Origin of the sequence: Halopseudomonas oceani, from assembly GCF_002903165.1 — a bacterium.
In the GTDB taxonomy this organism is placed as follows: Bacteria; Pseudomonadota; Gammaproteobacteria; order Pseudomonadales; family Pseudomonadaceae; genus Halopseudomonas; species Halopseudomonas oceani.
The window spans coordinates 397,388-415,860 of record NZ_PPSK01000001.1 but is presented as its reverse complement, the minus strand read 5'-3'; the positions used below and the strand labels follow the sequence as shown (position 1 = coordinate 415,860).

22 protein-coding genes are annotated in these 18,473 nt (G+C 61.9%); 12 read left to right on the top strand and 10 right to left on the bottom strand.

All coding sequences use genetic code 11. The annotated features are described in order from the left end of the window. Positions 1 to 22: 22 nt before the first annotated feature. The 3 genes from C1949_RS01990 to C1949_RS01980 form a co-directional block, all read right to left on the bottom strand. Entirely contained in the window at positions 23 to 1,573 is a 1,551-nt protein-coding gene (locus C1949_RS01990; protein WP_104736782.1) for an arylsulfatase, read from the bottom strand. Positions 1,574 to 1,895: 322 nt separating this feature from the next. After that, positions 1,896 to 2,252: a hypothetical protein gene (locus C1949_RS01985; protein ID WP_104736781.1), complete on the bottom strand. Its 357-nt coding sequence runs from the start codon at positions 2,250 to 2,252 to the stop codon at positions 1,896 to 1,898. Positions 2,253 to 2,497: 245 nt separating this feature from the next. Then, complete coding sequence (locus C1949_RS01980; protein ID WP_104736780.1) at positions 2,498 to 3,469, bottom strand: AraC family transcriptional regulator; 972 nt, start codon at positions 3,467 to 3,469, stop codon at positions 2,498 to 2,500. 149 nt (positions 3,470 to 3,618) lie between these two features. Between C1949_RS01980 and C1949_RS01975 the strand changes: the two genes are divergently transcribed. The 11 genes from C1949_RS01975 (at position 3,619) to C1949_RS01925 (ending at position 12,776) form a co-directional block, all read left to right on the top strand. Beyond that, complete coding sequence (locus C1949_RS01975; RefSeq protein WP_104736779.1) at positions 3,619 to 4,953, top strand: flavin-containing monooxygenase; 1,335 nt, start codon at positions 3,619 to 3,621, stop codon at positions 4,951 to 4,953. Continuing rightward, on the top strand, positions 4,950 to 5,906 hold the full coding sequence (locus C1949_RS01970) for a bile acid:sodium symporter family protein (RefSeq protein ID WP_104736778.1): 957 nt from the start codon (positions 4,950 to 4,952) through the stop codon (positions 5,904 to 5,906). Before C1949_RS01975 ends, C1949_RS01970 begins: the two co-directional genes overlap by 4 nt. Positions 5,907 to 5,908: 2 nt before the next feature. Next, positions 5,909 to 6,838: an SDR family oxidoreductase gene (locus C1949_RS01965; RefSeq protein WP_104736777.1), complete on the top strand. Its 930-nt coding sequence runs from the start codon at positions 5,909 to 5,911 to the stop codon at positions 6,836 to 6,838. Between the two features lie 133 nt (positions 6,839 to 6,971). Further along, positions 6,972 to 7,757 (top strand): SDR family oxidoreductase, encoded by a 786-nt coding sequence (locus tag C1949_RS01960; RefSeq protein WP_104736776.1) that lies wholly within the window; start codon positions 6,972 to 6,974, stop codon positions 7,755 to 7,757. Positions 7,758 to 7,856: 99 nt separating this feature from the next. Beyond that, entirely contained in the window at positions 7,857 to 8,612 is a 756-nt protein-coding gene (locus C1949_RS01955) for a sulfite exporter TauE/SafE family protein (RefSeq protein ID WP_104736775.1), read from the top strand. 275 nt (positions 8,613 to 8,887) lie between these two features. Further along, positions 8,888 to 9,448 carry an RDD family protein gene (locus tag C1949_RS01950; RefSeq protein ID WP_104736774.1) on the top strand — a complete coding sequence of 187 codons (561 nt, stop codon included), beginning with the start codon at positions 8,888 to 8,890 and terminating at the stop codon, positions 9,446 to 9,448. After that, on the top strand, positions 9,423 to 9,890 hold the full coding sequence (locus tag C1949_RS01945; protein WP_104736773.1) for a hypothetical protein: 468 nt from the start codon (positions 9,423 to 9,425) through the stop codon (positions 9,888 to 9,890). The genes C1949_RS01950 and C1949_RS01945 overlap by 26 nt, the downstream gene beginning before the upstream one ends. A 203-nt stretch (positions 9,891 to 10,093) precedes the next feature. Further along, positions 10,094 to 10,300 (top strand): ParD-like family protein, encoded by a 207-nt coding sequence (locus tag C1949_RS01940; protein ID WP_104736772.1) that lies wholly within the window; start codon positions 10,094 to 10,096, stop codon positions 10,298 to 10,300. After that, positions 10,293 to 11,066 carry a type I methionyl aminopeptidase gene (gene map, locus C1949_RS01935; RefSeq protein ID WP_104736771.1) on the top strand — a complete coding sequence of 258 codons (774 nt, stop codon included), beginning with the start codon at positions 10,293 to 10,295 and terminating at the stop codon, positions 11,064 to 11,066. The genes C1949_RS01940 and map overlap by 8 nt, the downstream gene beginning before the upstream one ends. 151 nt (positions 11,067 to 11,217) lie before the next feature. Continuing rightward, positions 11,218 to 12,000: an SDR family oxidoreductase gene (locus C1949_RS01930; protein WP_104736770.1), complete on the top strand. Its 783-nt coding sequence runs from the start codon at positions 11,218 to 11,220 to the stop codon at positions 11,998 to 12,000. Between the two features lie 62 nt (positions 12,001 to 12,062). Further along, complete coding sequence (locus tag C1949_RS01925; protein WP_211287038.1) at positions 12,063 to 12,776, top strand: cytochrome b/b6 domain-containing protein; 714 nt, start codon at positions 12,063 to 12,065, stop codon at positions 12,774 to 12,776. Between the two features lie 82 nt (positions 12,777 to 12,858). Here the strand turns inward: C1949_RS01925 and C1949_RS01920 are convergent, their stop codons facing one another. Genes C1949_RS01920 through C1949_RS01895 form a run of 6 tightly spaced genes read right to left on the bottom strand, consistent with a single transcriptional unit; the run spans position 12,859 to position 16,454 of the window. Beyond that, positions 12,859 to 13,323, bottom strand: a complete 465-nt coding sequence (locus C1949_RS01920; RefSeq protein ID WP_104736769.1) for a c-type cytochrome — start codon at positions 13,321 to 13,323, stop codon at positions 12,859 to 12,861. 30 nt (positions 13,324 to 13,353) lie between these two features. After that, a complete protein-coding gene (locus C1949_RS01915) occupies positions 13,354 to 13,539 on the bottom strand; it encodes a YgaP family membrane protein (protein ID WP_104736768.1) in 186 nt (61 codons plus the stop codon). Between the two features lie 2 nt (positions 13,540 to 13,541). Continuing rightward, a complete protein-coding gene (locus C1949_RS01910) occupies positions 13,542 to 15,287 on the bottom strand; it encodes a SulP family inorganic anion transporter (RefSeq protein WP_211287036.1) in 1,746 nt (581 codons plus the stop codon). Beyond that, positions 15,284 to 15,703, bottom strand: a complete 420-nt coding sequence (locus C1949_RS01905) for a DUF6691 family protein (RefSeq protein ID WP_104736767.1) — start codon at positions 15,701 to 15,703, stop codon at positions 15,284 to 15,286. The genes C1949_RS01910 and C1949_RS01905 overlap by 4 nt, the downstream gene beginning before the upstream one ends. A gap of 3 nt (positions 15,704 to 15,706) precedes the next feature. After that, a complete protein-coding gene (locus C1949_RS01900) occupies positions 15,707 to 16,138 on the bottom strand; it encodes a YeeE/YedE family protein (RefSeq protein ID WP_104736766.1) in 432 nt (143 codons plus the stop codon). Next, positions 16,128 to 16,454: an ArsR/SmtB family transcription factor gene (locus C1949_RS01895; protein WP_104736765.1), complete on the bottom strand. Its 327-nt coding sequence runs from the start codon at positions 16,452 to 16,454 to the stop codon at positions 16,128 to 16,130. The genes C1949_RS01900 and C1949_RS01895 overlap by 11 nt, the downstream gene beginning before the upstream one ends. Before the next feature lie 93 nt (positions 16,455 to 16,547). Here C1949_RS01895 and C1949_RS01890 point away from each other — a divergent pair, with 93 nt between their 5' ends. Beyond that, positions 16,548 to 16,997, top strand: coding sequence for an OsmC family protein (locus C1949_RS01890; RefSeq protein ID WP_104736764.1), 450 nt, complete (start codon positions 16,548 to 16,550; stop codon positions 16,995 to 16,997). Here C1949_RS01890 and gltS read toward each other — a convergent pair. Further along, positions 16,987 to 18,198: a sodium/glutamate symporter gene (gene gltS / locus C1949_RS01885; RefSeq protein WP_104736763.1), complete on the bottom strand. Its 1,212-nt coding sequence runs from the start codon at positions 18,196 to 18,198 to the stop codon at positions 16,987 to 16,989. The genes C1949_RS01890 and gltS overlap by 11 nt on opposite strands. Positions 18,199 to 18,473: the final 275 nt, after the last annotated feature.

Sequence of the window (18,473 nt, the reverse complement as noted above, 5' to 3'; positions counted from 1 at the left end):
TCGCTGACCGCAAATGCAGCCTTTACTGCTGCTGCATGTTCATGAACTTCTCCATCATCTGATCGATGGTGAAGCTGGCCGGACGTTGACGCGGAGGGAATTCCTGGAAGGTGCTCAGGAACTGCTGCACACGAATCATCGCCGGCCCACCTACCACGGCGACTTTCTTGTCCCACCAGACGTTGTAGCTGTTGGAATCGGTATCAGCGCGCTCAAACGGGTCACGCCGCAGGTTGAACACCTTGGGAATACGCAATTCGACGAAAGGGTCGCGCCAGACGTCGAAACGACGCGACCGCTGCTCCTGGAACACCACCTTCCAGTCACCATCACGGATGGCGAGGAACTTGCCATCATCGCTGAAGTAGTAGAACTGGTTGCGCGGCGAGGTTTCGCTTTCACCCTGCAGATACGGCAGGAAGTTGAAACCGTCAAGGTGCACCTTGAACTGCTTGGCGCCAGCCCGGTAGCCGGTCAGCAGCTGCTCCTTGACGTCCGGCACACCAGCCGCGGCCATCAGCGTCGGAACCCAGTCCTGGTGCGACATGATGTGGTTGGAGACCACGTCCTCGGCGATATGCCCCGGCCAGCGAACCACCGCAGGAACGCGGAAACCGCCTTCCCAGTTGGTATTTTTCTCGCCACGGAACGGCGTAATACCGGCGTCCGGCCACTGGTTATAGTGCACCCCATTGTCGGTGGTGTAGAGCACGATGGTGTTGTCGGCGATGCCCAGATCGTCAAGCTGCTTGAGCAGTTCGCCAACCTGTCCGTCATGCTCGACCATGCCGTCGTTGTAGAAATCCTGTCCAGACAAACCGGCGGAGTCCGGTGACAGGTGGGTGTAGTAGTGCATGCGGGTGGAGTTGAACCAGACAAAGAACGGCTTGTCGGCCTTCACCGAGCGATCGATAAAGTCCATCGAAGCTTGCAGGAATTCACGGTCAATGGTCTCCATCCGCTCGCGGGTCAGTGGGCCGAGGTCTTCGACCTTGCCGTCGGCGCTGCTGCGAATCACACCGCGCGGGCGCAACAGCTTGTCGATTGTCGGATCAGTGGTCCAGTCCGGATCTTCCGGACCTTCCTCGGCATTCAGGTGATAGAGGTTGCCGAAGAACTCGTCAAAGCCGTGCTCGGTCGGCAGGAACTCGTTGCGATCACCCAAGTGGTTCTTACCGAACTGGCCAGTCGCGTAACCGAGCGGTTTGAGCAGCTCGGCCAGGGTCGGATCTTCCGGCTGAATGCCGACCGGCGCGCCCGGTACACCGACCTTGGTCAGGCCGGTGCGTACCGGATGCTGCCCGGTAATAAAGGCCGAGCGGCCGGCGGTGCAGCTCTGCTCGCCGTAGTAGTCGGTGAACATCATGCCTTCGTTGGCCAGCCGGTCAATGTTCGGGGTCTGATACCCCATCAGGCCGTGGCTGTAACTGCTGATATTGGTAATGCCGATGTCATCCCCCATGATGATCAGGATGTTCGGCTTGTCGGCGGCGTTGGCCATGGAGGCGGCGCCGAGCGTCACTGCGCAGAGCGCAGCACGAGCCCAGTGCCTCAACGGACGTGAATGTTGCATGTGAGTGCTCCCTTTTCTTCTTGTCAGAGTCTGTTCGGATAACGCACCTTGCCCGTCGCGCCATCACACGGGCGGGCAGCAGACAGGAAAAACGATCAACGACCAGAGCGATCTGCGCTGCGGAAAGGGAGGCATGCATACTCCCGTTCGCACATCAGGGCGCAGGCACACTCATGTCATTATCGTTGCTCACATCATGGTCGCTGCGCCGGCCGGCCGCTTGTCAGTTCGCGTCATCTGGCGGCAAATAGCACGCCCGGCAGTGTCAGCCGGAGCCATCCGGCTGACCGTAGAGCACCTGCGCAGAAAACCGAGGTCAGCATCAGCCCGGCTGAACCTGCACCAGCAGCAGGCGCCAGCCACTGCCATAGCCGTCCAGCTTCACCTGCTCACCGACCCGCGCTCCCAGCAGGCGCGCACCAAGCGGGGAAAAAATCGACACCTCATCGGCGCCTCGGCTGCGCTCGGCAAGACGCAGGTTGAACAGACTCTGACTGTGCAGGTCCAGCAGCAACAGGCGGCTGCCCGGGCGCGCCAGTTCGGCGCAGGGCTCGCGCTCAAGCCGCTCCAGCCGACCAATTACGGTGGCCAGCTCCTGCGGGCCAGTCAGATACCAGGCGCCACGCTGACGCAGCAGCGCACGCAGGCGCGGATAGGCGCCAACAGCAACAGACGTCATGTCTGCAGTCTCCAGCAAAAGGGAAGGGAACAGGTACCGGCAGCCGGGTGCGGACGAACCGCCCCGGCTCAGATCAGGAAGGCAACAGCTTGGGCGCTGACAGCGAAGGACACGCGCACGGCTCCAGTCAGAAGGTCAGAACAAGGATGAGAGCCCTACCATACGCCAGCAGAAATTAAAGGCAAGCCAGCAAGACGCCAGCCACGACCACCCGGCAGAGCGATCAGGCCGGGTATGTCGCTGCGCTAACGCCCCGCCTTGTAGCGCGCCGGCGTCGCACCCTGCCAGCGGCGGAAGGCACGGACAAAGGCGTTCTCGTCGGAGAAGCCCAACTGCTCGGCAATCTGCGCGACGCTCAGGCGCCCCTGCTGCAAGGCCTGGCAGGCCATTTCCTGCAGTACCGATTCGCGCAGCGTCTTGAACGAAAGGCCTTCCTCAGCGAGCTTGCGGTTGAGGTGGCGACCGCTCAGCCCGAGTTGTTCGGCAATCCGCTCCTTGCCCCAGCGCGGCTGGCTGCGCACCTGCGCCTGTACCTCGGCGGCAAGGCTGTGCTGACCGAGGCTGGCGAGGGTCTGGTCGGCGAGCTGGCGCAGGTGATCACGCAGCGCGCTGTTGGCCTGAATCTGTGGCAGCTCAAGCTGATCGGCAGGGAAGGTGATGCGGTTGAAACCGGCCTCGAAGTACAGGGGCACGTCGATCAGGGCGCGGTAGTCCGCCAGCGGCGCCAGCGGGGCGTGGGCCAGCCAGATGCCGCTCGGGGTGAATCGGCCACCGGTCGCCCAGCGGGTCAGATTCAGTTGGCCGGCCAGCACCGCCTCGACCCGTTCGGCCTGCCGCACCTTGAGCTGCGGCAGGTAGTCGATGGCCATTTCCTCGCCGTCGCGCAGCAGTTGAAACTCACCACCCGCGCCGATCAGCGGTGCGTACTCAACCTGCTCGGCAAGCGCTTCGCCGAGGGTCTCGCAGGTCACCAGCAGCATGCCGGCACTGTCGAGATGGCCGACCTGAATGTCCAGCCCCAGCCGCAGACCGGCCAGCGGGTCGGCAGCCAGCTTACAGTAGCAATCCCACAGCTCATCCTGCACCGCCAGCGGGATACGCTCGTTGCCCTGCAGCCGCGCAACCAGCTCGGCGGGCAGGGCAATCCCCTGCCGCTGGGCCGACTGCAGCAGCGCCTGGGCATAGAGGGGAGTAACGCTGTGATCGACGCTCGACATGGCTTGAATTGCCGGATTCCTGTCCCGTTTTGTCCGATACCGCCGCAGGGCGTTTGGCTAGACTCGTGATCATAACCCTGCCACCGCCCGGATGTAACAGGTGACGGGCAGGGCTCATAACAACGACAAAAACAAGTTGAGGTATCCCCATGTACGCTGTCATCGGCGCCGGCCCTATGGGTCTGGCCACTGCCCGCAACCTGCAGAAGCTGGACATTCCCTTCATCGGCCTTGAGCTGCACAGCGACGTTGGCGGGCTGTGGGACATCGACAACCCGCACAGCACCATGTACGACAGCGCGCACCTGATCTCTTCCAAGCGGATGACCGAGTTCGCCGAATTCCCGATGGAAGACAGCGTCGCGCTGTACCCGCATCACAGCGAGATGAAGCGCTACTTCCAAGCCTACGCCAAGCACTTTGATCTGTACCGTCATTACGAATTCAACACCCGGGTGCTGAGCGTGACCCGCGACGGTATGTACTGGACCATCGTCACCGAGCGCGACGGCGAACAGCAAAGCCGCCGCTTCGAGGGCCTGCTGATCGCCAACGGCACCCTGCACACGCCCAACCGGCCGACCCTGCCGGGCCACTTCGACGGCCAGATCATGCACTCGGCCGAGTACCGCAGCGCCGAGGTATTCAAGGGCAAGCGGGTGCTGATCGTCGGCTGCGGCAACTCCGGCGCCGACATCGCGGTCGATGCGGTGCACCACGCCAAATCAGTTGATATGAGCCTGCGCCGTGGCTATTACTTCCTGCCCAAGTTCATCAAGGGCAAGCCAACCGATACCCTCAGCGCCGGCCGCAAGTTCAAGCTGCCACGCCCAGTGAAGCAGAAAATCGACGCCGCCCTGATCCGCTTCATCATGGGCAAGCCCTCGGACTACGGGCTGCCCGATCCGGACTACCGCATGTACGAGTCGCACCCGGTGGTCAACTCGCTGATCCTGCATCACCTGGGGCATGGCGACATCCACGCCCGCCGCGACATTCGCAGCATGGACGGCAACCGGGTCGATTTTGTTGACGGCGAAAGCGCCGAATACGACCTGATTCTGCTGGCTACCGGGTATCAGCTGGATTACCCCTTCATCGGGCGCGAGCACCTGAACTGGCCGGCCACGCTGGATGCGCCACAGCTCTACCTGAACGTCTTCCACCCCGAGTACGACAACCTGTTCATGATGGGCATGATCGAGGCCGCCGGTCTCGGCTGGGAAGGCCGCAACCTGCAGGCCCGGCTGACCGCGCTGTATATTCACCAGCACCGTCAGGGCAGTGCCCAGGCAGCCAGCTTTGCCGCCACCAAGCGGCAGCAGGCCAGCACCAATCTGGATGGCGGTTACGACTACATCAAGCTCGCGCGCATGGCCTACTACGTCAACAAGGACGCATACCTGCAGGCCCTGAACCAGCACATTGCCGAGCTGGAGGCCGGTCTTGAGCAGGCCGCACCGCAGCCGGTGCCGGCGACATGAGCGGCGCGCTGCCGATCCAATTCGACCCGGCCAGCCTGATCACCCTCAACCTGATCATGGCCTGCATGATGTTCGGCGTATCGCTGAGCCTGACGCTGGATGACTTCAAGCGCATCATCAAGGCGCCGGTCGCGCCGGTGGCTGGACTGATTGCACAGTTTCTGCTGCTGCCGGCCGCCACCTGTCTGTTCACCTGGCTGCTGAACATCGACCCGGAACTGGCGCTGGGGATGATTCTGGTCGCCTCCTGCCCAGGCGGCAGCTTCTCCAACGTCATGACCTGGCTGAGCCGCGGCAATGTCGCCGTTTCCGTCAGCATGACGGCGGTTTCCAGTCTGGCCGCGACGGTGCTGACGCCGCTCAACTTTGCCTTCTATGGCTGGCTCAACCCGCACACCCGCGAGTATCTGACCCAGATCAGCCTCGATCCGGCGGGCATTCTGGTCATCGTGCTGCTGGTGCTGGCCCTGCCGCTGCTGCTCGGCATGTTCAGCGGCAAGCGCTGGCCGGCGCTGGTAACGCGCAGTGAAAAACCGCTGCGGGTGATCTCCCTGCTGGTGTTCCTCGGCTTTGTCGCCATCGCCTTTACCAACAACTTCGACCTGTTTATCGCGCGCTTCCACAGCTTCTTCTGGCTGGTGGTTGCCCACAACCTGCTGGCGCTGAGCCTGGGTTACGGCATGGCGCGGCTGCTGCGCCTGCCGCTGGCCGATCGCCGCGCCGTGACCATGGAAGTGGGTATCCAGAACTCCGGTCTGGGGTTGGTGATTCTCTTCACCTTCTTCCCCGACGCCGGCGGCATGATGCTGATCACTGCCTTCTGGGGCGTCTGGCATCTGGTCTCCGGGCTGACCCTGTCGCAGCTGTGGGCGCACCAGAGCCGCCGCGTCGAGCAACGGGAAAAACAAGAACAACAAGACGCCGCGCGCCGCGGCGTAACGCAGGGCCTGTAACCATGAGCAAACGCATTCTGATCACCGGCGCCGCCGGCTATATCGGTCACCAGCTGGGCAACCGTCTGGCCAAGGACTTCTTCGTTATCGGCACCGACATTCGTGGCCGTGACGATCTGGATTTTCCGATTCAGGTCATGGACATCCGCGACGCCAGCCTGGTTGACCTGCTCAAGCGCGAACAGATCACCCACGTGGTGCATCTGGCGTCCATCCTGCAGGCCTCGAAAGACCGTGATCGCGACTTCGACATTGACGTCAACGGCACCCGCAACGTGCTCAAAGCCTGTGTGGAGGCTGGGGTGCAGCATCTGACCGTCACCAGTTCCGGCGCGGCCTACGGCTACTACGCCGACAATCCAAGCTGGATTGACGAGCAAGATGACATCCGCGGCAACCGTGAGTTCGCCTACTCCGATCACAAACGGCAGATCGAGGAGACGCTGGCGCTCTATCGTCATCAGCATCCACGACTGCGCCAGCTGATCTTCCGGCCGGGCACCGTGCTCGGCAGCGAGACCCGCAACCAGATCACCAACCTGTTCGAAGCCAAGCGGGTGCTGGCCATAAAGGGCAGCGACTCGCCGTTCGTGTTCATCTGGGATCAGGACGTGCTGGCCGCAGTGGAAATGGGTATTCGTGGTGACCGCCAAGGCATCTTCAACATGGCCGGCGACGGCGCCCTGACCATGCGCGAGATCGCCCAGCGACTGAACAAGCCGCTGCTGACGGTTTCTCCCTGGCTGCTGAAAAGCGCCCTGCAGGTTGCCAAATGGCTCGGCAAACCCACCGGCCCGGAGCAGATCAACTTCCTGCGCTATCGCCCGGTGCTAAGCAACCGGCGGCTGAAGGAGGAGTTTGGCTATCAGCTGCAAAAGACCTCGGCGGAGACGTTCGAGTATTTCATCGAGCAGCGCGGCCTGCGGCAGTAATAGCTGCAAGCGACAAGCGAAAACCACTCAGCGCGCCCGGCAGTGAGGCGCCAACCCCAAATGCGAAGGATGCAGCGGCCAGCTTGGGGCTTACAGCTTGAAGCTTACCGCTGCGACCAAAGGGAGCTCCCCCATGAAAGTCATTCTGATCACCGGCGCTGCTTCCGGCCTCGGCTGGGCGATGGCCAAGCGCTGGTTCGACGCCGGCCACAGCCTGGTCATGGCCGACGTCAACGAAGCGCTGCTCAAGCAGCGCGAAGAGGAACTGAACGCCCCCAAACGGGTGCTCACCGTCACCGCCGACATCACCAGCGCCGACGATATCCAGCGGCTGATCAAGGCCACCAGCGACCACTTCGGTCGCCTTGATCGACTGGTCAACAACGCCGGCATCACCCACCGCTCACCAGCGCATCAGACCGATCCGGCGGTGTTCCGCAAGGTCATGGCGGTGGATTGGCAGGGCCCGGTCGAGCTGACCATGGCCGCGCTGCCACTGCTGCGCGCCAGTGCCGGCGAGATTCTCTGCATCGGTTCAATGGCCGGCTGGATGCCGGTACCGGGCCGCGCCGCCTACTGCGCGGCCAAGGGTGCACTGACCCAGTTCTTCGAGGTGCTGCGGCTGGAACTGGAGCGCGACAACATCCACGTGCTGATGGTCTATCCGAGCTTTCTCGACACCCCGATCGAGCACAACGCCCTCGGCAAGGACGGCAAGCCCGCCAGCCACGCGCGCTCCATGGTCGGCGGCATGCGCACCCCGGAATGGATGGTCGGTCTGATTGACGAAGCACTGGTAAAACGGCACCGTTGGCTGCTGCCCGAGCCGGTTTCCCGCTTCGGCAGCCTGCTCTGGCGTTTTGCCCCGGCGCTGTATCTGCGCCAGGTACGCAAGCGTTTTGCCGGCGAGCTGGGCTGATCACCAACCGGCGGGACGCAGAATCCGGCTCAGCGCCAACGCGTGATGGCGCGGACGTTCTCCGGATTCCTTAAACACCCGCGACAACAAGAAGACACCATGTCCCTCGACACCCTGCTGCTCAATCCCTGGCTCTGGCTCGGGCTGTTTATTCTGCTGGCCTACACCATCGAAGCCATCACCGGCTTCGGCAGTATCGTCATTGCCCTGTCGCTCGGCGCATTGCTGTTGCCGATTCCGGCCATGCTGCCGGTACTGGTGCCGCTCAATATCTGTATGAGCGGCTATCTGGCCTGGCGCAATCGCCAGCACATCCACTGGCCAACACTACTCAAGCTGATCTTGCCGCTGATGCTGATCGGCATGCTGCAGGGCTACGGCCTGCGACCGTGGCTCAGCGGCGAGCTGCTCAAGGCGCTGTTCGGTGTGCTGGTGCTGTGGTTTGCCGGTCGTGAGCTGCTACGCATGTTCCGTGGTCATATCAGCCCGCCGCACCCGAGCTGGCTGAGCCGCAGCCTGACCCTCGGCGCCGGCCTGACCCACGGCCTGTTCGCCTCCGGCGGCCCGCTGCTGGTCTACGCCCTGGCCGGCACCCGACTGGACAAAAGCCAGCTGCGCGCCACCCTGATCAGCGTCTGGTTCACCCTCAACAGCAGCATGACCGTGCTGTTCCTGCTCGACGGCAGCCTGCTGCCCAACCTGCCACGCATCGCCAGCTACCTGCCGCTGCTGGTAATCGGCGTGGTACTCGGCGAGATCCTCCACCACCGCCTGAACGAACAGCGCTTTCGGCAGGTGGTGTACAGCCTGCTGGTGGTGACAGGATTACTGCTGTTGGGCAAGGCGGTACTTTGATACCAAGCGTTTTCAAGAAAGCTCTGACCGCCGCAAGACCGCTTGGCAAATAAGACCAGAGATTGCACTATGCCATCAGCTGCGAGCTGCGCAGCGCTACTAGCTGGAGCAAGGATGCCTCGTCACCAACGGCCCCCCGCGGCAACGTCGTCAGCCGCAGCAAGCGAGAATGCCATTGGCACTCGCAATCAGAATGCCTCCACCCAGCCCCTCAGGCCCGCCTCTCAACGCACCAACCCTTTGATAAGGTCGACAACCACCCCGGGGGTAACACAATGGCACTAAGCTCCCCAAGCATCGGACGACGCGTAGCTGCACGATTTCTGGACATGCTTGTCGCACTGCTCCTGGTTCTCTGTACGAATGTCGCTTTTATAGGCCACCAGCAGGCCGATGCGATCTCCATGCTGACGTTGCTGTTATTCATTCTCTACCTGCTGTTTGGTGAGGGTCTGACCGGTCAGAGCATTGGGAAAAAGATAATGGGCATCGCCGTGATCAGCACCAAAACGGGCATGCGTGCTCACCCCCTGCAGTCGCTCGGTCGCAACTTTTTCATATATTTCTTTTTCCCTATAGGCTTTCTGATCGAGCTGATATCCCTGCTCATGTCAGGCCCGCGCATTGGGGACCTGATTGCCAATACCAGAGTTGTCGACCTCAGACATACCGGCCACAACAACGAGCCGGCTATCTCGCCGTTAACACCCGATTTGGAGCGTGACTCGAGCAGCGCTACGAATGCGTGGATCGCAACATCAAAGGCCAATACGTCGCAGCTTAAGGGGCAGGAGTCACAAGGAGGTGAGCATGACAATACAGCGGGAAGGACTTAATCTGGCGCGCCCTGAGCCAGCGTTTGCAGAGCTGGACGTCAGTCACATCCTTGGTGACAGCCCGCAAACCTATGACTTTCGCAACGACAGCTACTTCAGCTCGGATAAGGGCGAGGGCACATCGCGGCAGCAGTTTCCCGTCCTAACCTCGGCACTGACGCTGGCACTAGGCATCTATGCCTGGGCCTGCATGCTGGCAGCGCTGACGGTACTTGGGTTCATCAACATATCCAGCTTCGTGCTTATCCCGACCATCGTTCTGAGCATGATAGCCATGGTCACACTGATAGATCGACTGTCAGAGTGTAAGCGCGGTACGCCGTTATTCTGGCTTGCCATCACTACGCTGACGATACCGCTAGGCTTCTTCGTGATCGTGCCGATATTGCTGGCGCTAAGGCCAATCCCTCCCGCATGCCGCCCGGCCAAAGCGGCCTCCTGACAAGCCCCACACCAGTGCACGGAGCCCTTGCTGCTGCAGCAAGCCTACATGCTGCCGGTCACGGCAATATCACTGATGCCGGGAAAAGCGTCTATTTGGTGAGTGATTGTTTCGACGACACGGCTGCGGTAGCCAGCTGCGCATTGCATACCATATATGCTTCATATACGATTTGCCCTCTTTTCATATAGTCAGGTTCAGGTATGGGTATCGTCAAGATCAACGATGAGCTGCACGAGGAGGTCCGCAAGGCCAGCTCGGTCATGGTTCGCTCGATCAACGCGCAGGCGGAGTACTGGATGAAGATCGGCATGCTGGCCGAGGCCAACCCAGGTATGTCGTTTACCGACATCATGCGCGCGCAGCTGCGGCATGCCGAGGTCGAGATGAGGATGCTTTCCGATGCCTGAGATCAGGCTGAAAACGCCGCAGGAGATGGCGCTGATGCGCGAGTCGGGCAGGCTGCTGGCGGCGGTGTTTGCCTACCTCGATGGGCAGATCAAGGCTGGCATGTCGACCATGGCGATCAACGATCTGGCCGAGCGCTACATTGTCGACCAGCTCGGCGCGCGACCGGCCAGCAAGGGCCAGTACGGTTTCAAGTACGTACTCAACAGCTCGGTCAACCATGTCGTCTGCCACGGTGTGCCGTCGGACAAGCAGGTGCTGGCTGATGGCGACATCGTCAATATCGACATTACCCTGGAGAAGGGCGGGTTTATCGCCGACTCCAGCAAGATGTACCTGATTGGCGAGGTGTCGGCAGCGGCAAAGCGGCTGGTCGCCAAGACCTACGACGCCATGTGGGAGGGCATCAAGGAGGTCAAACCCGGCGCCACCCTGGGCGATGTCGGCCACGCCATTCAGCGTCATGCCGAGGGCAGTGGCTACACGGTGGTGCGCGAGTACTGCGGGCACGGCATCGGCCGCGAGATGCATGAAGCGCCTGAGGTTCTGCATTTCGGTCGCCAGGGCAAAGGTCTAGTACTGCGCGAGGGCATGACCTTCACCATCGAGCCGATGATCAATCAGGGCACGGCACGAACCAAGACGCTAAAGGACGGCTGGACCGTGGTGACCTGCGATCAGCAGCTGTCCGCCCAGTGGGAGCACACCATCGCGGTGACCGCGGACGGTTACGAGGTACTCACCCTGCGCGAGGAAGAGCGCGTCTGACCCGTCCCACAAAACACGTCAGCGCCCCGCCCGGCGGCGCTTCATCACCCCTCTGATTGCTGCTCAATCAGCCGCACTGCCGATTGGCTCCCAAGGCCGGCCCGCGGTGCTACCGTCAGCTGATCTACAACACCAACAAGAGGATGGGCGTATGACACTGGCAGCAGGGCGGCAGTCGATTTTCATCACCGGCGCGGCATCGGGTATGGGCCGCGAAACCGCGCGTCTGTTTCGCGAAAAGGGCTGGTTTATCGGTGCCTTCGACCTGAATCTGGACGGTCTGCAGGCACTGCAGGCAGAGCTGGGCGCCGACAACTGCGTAATCCAGACGCTGGATGTCAGTGACAAGGGCCAGTTTGATGCCGCCGTGGCAACGTTTGCCGAAGCCACCGACGGGCGCATGGACATTCTGTTCAACAACGCCGGCATCGTCATGCGCGGCTTCTTCGATGAGCTGCCCTTTGAAGATCAGCTGAAGATTATTAACGTCAACGTCATCGGTGTACTCAACGGCACCCACAGCGCGCTGCCGCTGCTCAAGGCGACACCGAATGCGCTGTGCTTCAACACCTCGTCATCCTCGGCCACCATGGGCATGCCGCTGATCGCGGTGTACTCGGCCAGCAAGCACGCAGTCAAAGGCCTGACCGAGGCGCTGTCCAACGAGTTTCGCCGCTACGACATCCGCTGCGCCGACGCGCTACCGGGGCTGATCAAGACCGGGATGCCCAGCGAGGAGATGATGGCGGCAGCGCCGGACAAGGGGGCATTCCGGCTGATTGAGGCGATTGAGGTGGCCAAGGCGGTGTGGAACAGCTACCACTCGGATCAACTGCACTGGTACATCCCCGAAGAACTGGCCGAGCTGGACAAGGCCGCCAGCAACAACCCGGAGCTGCTGCGCGACAAGCTGGGTCGTAACATGCAGCCCTGAGCGACATATCAACGCACCCCTCCGCCCAGATGCTTGCGAGCCCTGGCTGCAGAGGGGTAGCCTTGCAGCCTCTGTCCGACAACCACGAGTCTGCCCTGATGAAAACCCTGGTCTGGGATCTTCCCCTGCGTCTGTTTCACTGGCTGCTGGCACTGACCGTCACCGGCGCGCTGGTGACCATCAGTCTCGGTGGCAACTGGATTGAATGGCACGAGCGCTTTGGTATCGCCGTGATCGGCCTGCTGGCCTTCCGCCTGGTTTGGGGGCTGTGTGGCTCGACCCACTCGCGCTTTGCCAGCTTTTTCCCTACTCCGGCCCGTCTCAAGGCCTACCTGAGCGGCCGTTGGCAGGTGCTGGGGCACAACCCAATCGGGGCGCTGTCGGTATTTGCCCTGCTCGGGCTGATGGCGTTTCAGGCAGTGACCGGCCTGTTCAGCAACGACGATGTAGCCTTCTATGGCCCGCTCAGCCGGCTGGTTTCGAGCGACACTGGCAGCCTGCTCAGCGGCTGGCACCGTTCTACCGAAGAACTGATCTACGCCCTGCTGGGGCTGCATATCCTGGCTATCGTGCTGTATCGGCTGCGCGGCAAGAACCTGCTAGGGCCGATGATTCACGGCAAGGCAGAGGTGCCGGCCAATCAGGTTGAAGAGGTGAAGGGCGGCGGCTGGGTTGCACTGGTGATCGCGCTGGTCATCGCCGCGGCCGCTATCTGGTTTGCCTCCGGTGCCTGGATTCCCGCGCCGCCGCCGGCGCCAGCCGTGCCGGCCTGGTAGGCCTTCTCAACCGGCGCCACCAGTTACGCCTATAAAACAAAACCCCGCCAGATGGCGGGGTTTTGTCGTCACGCATAGCGCATCAATCCAGCCGATACTTGTCGTGGCAGGCCTTGCAGGTCTTGCCTACCTCGGCAAAGGCCATACGGATTTCCGACTGGTCACCGGTCGCCGCCTTGGCGGCCAGGGTATTGGCAGCGGTACCCATATTGCCGGCCAGCTGGGCAACGTCCTGCATGTTCTCAAACAATGCCGGATCGACACGGGTATGCACATCGCCGATATCCTGCTCGGTGCCCGGACCGAACAACGCGCCGATACCCGAGTTGGCAATCGCAGCAATGGTGTTGGCCGCGGCCTCGACCTGTTGCTGGTTGTATTCAACACTGCCGTCGATTACCTGGGCCTTGATCTTGCCCATGTTCCAGGCCATATAGGTAAAACCGGCCTGGCGGGTTTCAATCTGCTTTTCCGGGTCCATCGCGGCAGCAGAGAGGCTGGTAGCGAGCAGGGCAGAGCCCAGCAGGGTGGTCATCACGGATTTCATACAAACTCCTTTTTTGGTTGTTCTGGCGGTTCACTTCCCGCAGGTGTTGATCCCCAGCAGCGGATACAGCGGGCAGAAGCGGAACGCTCCGGTTGCCAGCGGCACCACACCGATCCAGCCCCAAAGTCCGATTGTGCCGGTCAGGGTCAGGGCAATCAGCAATACACCCACAAGGATGCGAAGAACACGATCAATAGTACCTACATTGGCTTTCATGGCTACTCTCCTGAGTGCTCTGGGGCGCGGTCTCTGACCTTGCCCAGGGTGTTAAAGGCGATATCGGTGCTGGGGAAAACCTGGGCGATCTGCTGCCGGATCCAGTCGGTATGCTGCAGTTGGTCCATCACCGGCCCCTTGACCTCTGCGAGGTGCAGCCGGATATCACGCTCGCGCAGGCCCTCGGTCAGCTCGCTGAGCATGTCCAGCCCGGTGCTGTCGATGTGATTGACCGCCGACAGAATCAGTAACACTTCTCTGGTGTCCGGGTACTCGGCCAGCGCCTGCGAGATGGCCTGCTCGACCGCCTTGGTGTTGGCAAAGAAGATGTTCTCGTCGATTCGCAGCGCCAGCAGGTGCGGTTCGGTTTCGACCAAATGGCGCTTGGTATTGCGAAAGTAGTGGGTATCCGGCACCCGGCCGACCACCGCCACATGCGGGCGACTGCCGCGCCAGAGCTGGGCAACGATGGCGAAGCAAACGCCCAGCACGATACCCGCCTCAATGCCCAGCACCAGCACACCAGCGGCGGTGCTGAGCAGGGTCAGGCCTTCCGCCCGGTCGTAGCGCCAGGCGCGACGCAGACTGGCCAGATCGACCAGCGGCACCACTGCAACCAGAATTACCACCGCCAGCACCACCTGCGGTAGCCAGGCAAACAGCGGCGCGATGCTGATCAGAATCAGGCCAATTACCAACGCGGATATCACTCCGGCCAGCGGTGTGTTGGCACCAGCCTCGATGTTCACACTGGAACGCGAAAAGCCGCCGCACACCGCAAAGCCGCCACTCAAGCCGGCGCCAATATTGGCAGCGCCAAGCCCCAGCAGCTCGCGATCCGGGTCGATGCTCTGGCGTTTTCTCCGTGCCAGCGACTGGGCAATCGAGACGCTTTCAACAAAGCTGACCAGACTGATCAGCGCTGCCGGCAGCAGCAGCGAGCGTAGCGCCGACAGGTCGGGGGGTTGCCATACTAGTGCCGGCAGCCCGGCCGGAATCTCACCCACCACCGGCACACCATGACTCGGCAAATCAGCCAGCAGGGTGAGTACCACACCAAGCACCACCACCAGAATCGGCGCCAGCCGGGCCAACAGGCCGGCCACGGTCGCAGACAGGCCCAGCGCACCGAGGTGCGCAGCCAGCCTGCTGCGCGCATAGATCAGCCAGCACAGTGCTGTCAGGCCCATGGCGAGCACCAGCGAATTGCTGTTGTCCCAGCTGCTCGACAGGGTCAGCGGGTCGTCCGGCCAGGCTGCCAGGCCAAGCATCTTCGGCAGCTGGCTGAGCACGATCAGAATCGCCGCACCGCTAATAAAACCGCTGATCACCGGATGACTAAGAAAGTTGGCCAGAAAACCCAACCGCAATAACCCGAATGCCAACAGCATGCCCCCAGACAGCAGCGCCAGCCAGATTGCCAACTGCAGGTAATCGGCCGAGCCGGCAGTGGCCAGCGGGGCGAGCAGGGTGGCGGTCATCAACCCGGTGACCGCCACAGGGCCGACCGACAGCGTCATACTGCTGCCCAGCAGCGCATAACCAATCAGCGGCAAAATGCTGGCATACAGGCCGATCTGCACCGGTAATCCGGCCAGCATCGCGTAGGCCATGCTCTGCGGGATGATCATGATGCCAACCACCAGCCCGGCTGTCAGATCACCCGCCAGCCAGGCACGTCGGTAGTGGCGCATCCAGCCGAACAGCGCATTGCTGCCCGGCGGTTGCAGGCGCAGATCCTGACTCACGCCTTCACCCGGCGGTCATATTGGGCAAATAGCCACATGCCCAGCAGCATCGCGGCGACAAACAACAGCGCCTGCGGAATCAATGCGGAGGCCGCGACCAGCCCCGGCCCCGGGCAGAAACCGGCCACGCCCCAGCCAGCGCCAAACAGCAGGCTGCCGATGACCAGGCGGCGATCGATCGTCCTGCTGGTCGGCAGCTGCGCCTGCTCGCCCCGTAGGGTCGTACCACGGCGCTGAACCCACTGCATGGGCAGGAAGGCAACACCAATCGCGCCCGCCATGACCAGCGCCAACGACGGGTCCCAGGCACCCGCCAGATCAAGAAAGCCAAGCACTTTGGCCGGGTTGGCCATGCCCGAGATCAGCAGGCCGAAACCGAACAGCAGGCCGCTGGCCAACGCAATCAGTCCACGCATGATTCAGACTCCCAGCAGGTGACGGAGAACGAACACGGTAATAAAACCCGCGCCCATGAAACTCAGGGTAGCGACCAGCGAGCGCGGCGACAGCCGGGACAGGCCGCAGACACCGTGGCCGCTGGTGCACCCCGAGCCCAGCCGGGCGCCGAAACCGACCAGCAACCCAGCGACGATAAGGGCAACGGGGCCGGCCTCGACCTGCACGTTAATTTCACCGGCCAGCGCCATGTACAGCCAGGGTGCCAGCAGCAAACCAAGCACAAACAACAGCGCCTCACCGTTACCCGCCTGGGGCGTCAGCAGCCGGCCAACCAGCCCGCTGATGCCGGCAATGCGGCCGTTGAACAGCATCAACAACGCCGCTGCCGCGCCAATCAGCGCCCCGCCCAGCAACGCTGACCACGGGGTAAAGGCAGCCCAATCAATGCTCATCAGGGGTCTCCTCGGCACAGAACAGGCCGTAAAGGGTATGGAGAATGGCTAATGCCTCGCGGCTGGCCACCCGGTAGTAGACCTGCTTGCCTTCACGACGGGTGTCGACCAGCCCTTCACGACGCAATACCGCCAGTTGCTGCGACAGGGTCGGCTGGACGATGCCCAGCAACGTCTCCAACTCGCTGACATTGCGCTCGCCATCAACCAGCTGACAAAGCAGCAGCAACCGGTCACGATTGGCGAGCGCCTTGAGCAGTTGATGGGCCTGATCGGCAGAATTGCGCAGGCGCTGGATATCGGATTGATTGTTCATGACAGCAGTACGATCTCTTGGAACATTCTATTGACTAACAATATATAAAAAAATAGATTGTTTGCAAGCAAGCTAACGAAAATGGAGCCAGCAATGAGTGAGGATCGCGTAGAAGTCACCCTTGAACAGCAGCAGGGCTATCGCTTTGAAGCCCGCTTCAGCAACGGCACGCCACCGCTGATCACCGACGAGCCGGCACCACTGGGCAACAACGAAGGCCCCAGCCCGGCTCAGCTGCTGGTTACCGCGCTGGCCAACTGCCTGAGCGACAGCCTGATCTTCGCCCTGGCCAAATTCCGCCAGCCGAACGATGGCATCCGTACCGAGGCGGCTGGCCTGATCGGCCGCAACGAGCAGAACCGGATGCGCGTAGTCAGCGTGGAGGTGACCCTGCATCTCGGCCATCCGGCCAGCAGTTTTGAACGGCTGGAGCGCATCCTCGACCAGTTCGAGCAGTTTTGCACAGTCTCGCAAAGCGTCGCCGCCGCCCTGCCGATCCAGCTCAAGGTACTCGACAGCGAAGGCACCCTGCTCAAGGGTTGAACAGCTTGAACTCAAGCAACGTCTGCACCAGCGTCGCGTTGGCGATGTCGATAAAGAAGGCACCGAGCAGCGGGATCACCAGATAGGCCTTGGGGCTGGGACCGTAACGGCTGGTCAAGGCATCTATATTGGCGATGCCGACTGGCGTTGCGCCCAGCCCCATGCCGATAAAACCTGCGCTGATGCAGGCTGCATCGTAATTACGCCCCAGCAGCGGAAACACCAGAAACACGGTAAACAGGGTGATCATCAGGGCCTGCATCAGCAGCATGATACCGATCACTCCGAACGCGCCCTGCAATGACAGCAGCGGCAGGCTGATCAGACTCATGCCGAGAAACAGCTGCAGGCTGAGGTCGCCGACCAGTTGGATCGGTCTGGCATCGACCTCCACGCCCGCCATATCCAGCCCGTTGGCGAGCAGGATGCCGAGGAACATGGAAGTCAGAAACGCCGGCAACCGCAGACCCAGCCCCGACAACCAATCGTAAACACTGGCACCCAGCGCAAAACACAGCGCGATCAGCAGCACCGCGGTCAGCAGATGATCCAGATCGATCAGGTAGGTCGTCTTGCCGTGCGCTTCCAGCTGCGGCATCTCGCTCTCGACCTCGCGGCTGGCCAACTGGTGACGTCGAATCAGCCAGGCCGATACCGGCCCACCCAGCAGGCCACCGCTGATCAAACCCGCGGTCGCCATCGCCAACCCCAGGGTGCTGGCGTTAGCCAGCTGGAAGTGTTCCTCGAACAACTGCCCCCAGGTGAGCGCGGTGCCGTGGCCACCAGCCAGCGAAATACTGCCGCCAATCAGCCCATACAGCGGGCTTTCCCCCAGTCCCAGCGCCAGCAGCGTACCGACCAGGTTCTGGCACAACAGAAACACCACCGCCAACCCCAGCATGATCGCCAGCGCGCGCCCACCGGCCAGCAATTGTCGCAATCGCGACGACAGGCCAATGGTGCTGAAAAACGCGATCAGCAACAGATTGCGCAGTTCCAGATCAAACAAAATCTCGCGATCAGACAGCAGCTGAATCACCGCCACCAACGCACTGACAGTCAGCCCGCCGCTGACCGCCGCCGGAATGTTGTAGCGACTCAGCAGACTCACTCGCCGATTGATCCAGTAGCCCAGCCACAGCGCAATCACCGTCAGCGCCAGGGTGGTTGGCGTATTGATCAGCAGGGCAGTCTGTTCCATGACAGGTCTCGGGTTGGTGGCGTGGAGAGCAGGGGACAGGATATACCCCGGCATGAGGAAGCGCTCAACCCCGAAGGGGGCGGGCACGGCATGTCGAGCCCCTACGCACATGGAGAAATTTCGCGGGCGGGCTGCACCGGATCTGCGTCAATCGTAGTGTCACAGCATGCTGTGACCGAGCGGAATCCAATATCTCACCTCGCCCGATCAGCCCCCTCGCACGAGCCCCAAAACCACGTCATCCCCGCGCAGGCGGGGATCCATCACGGTGCCCG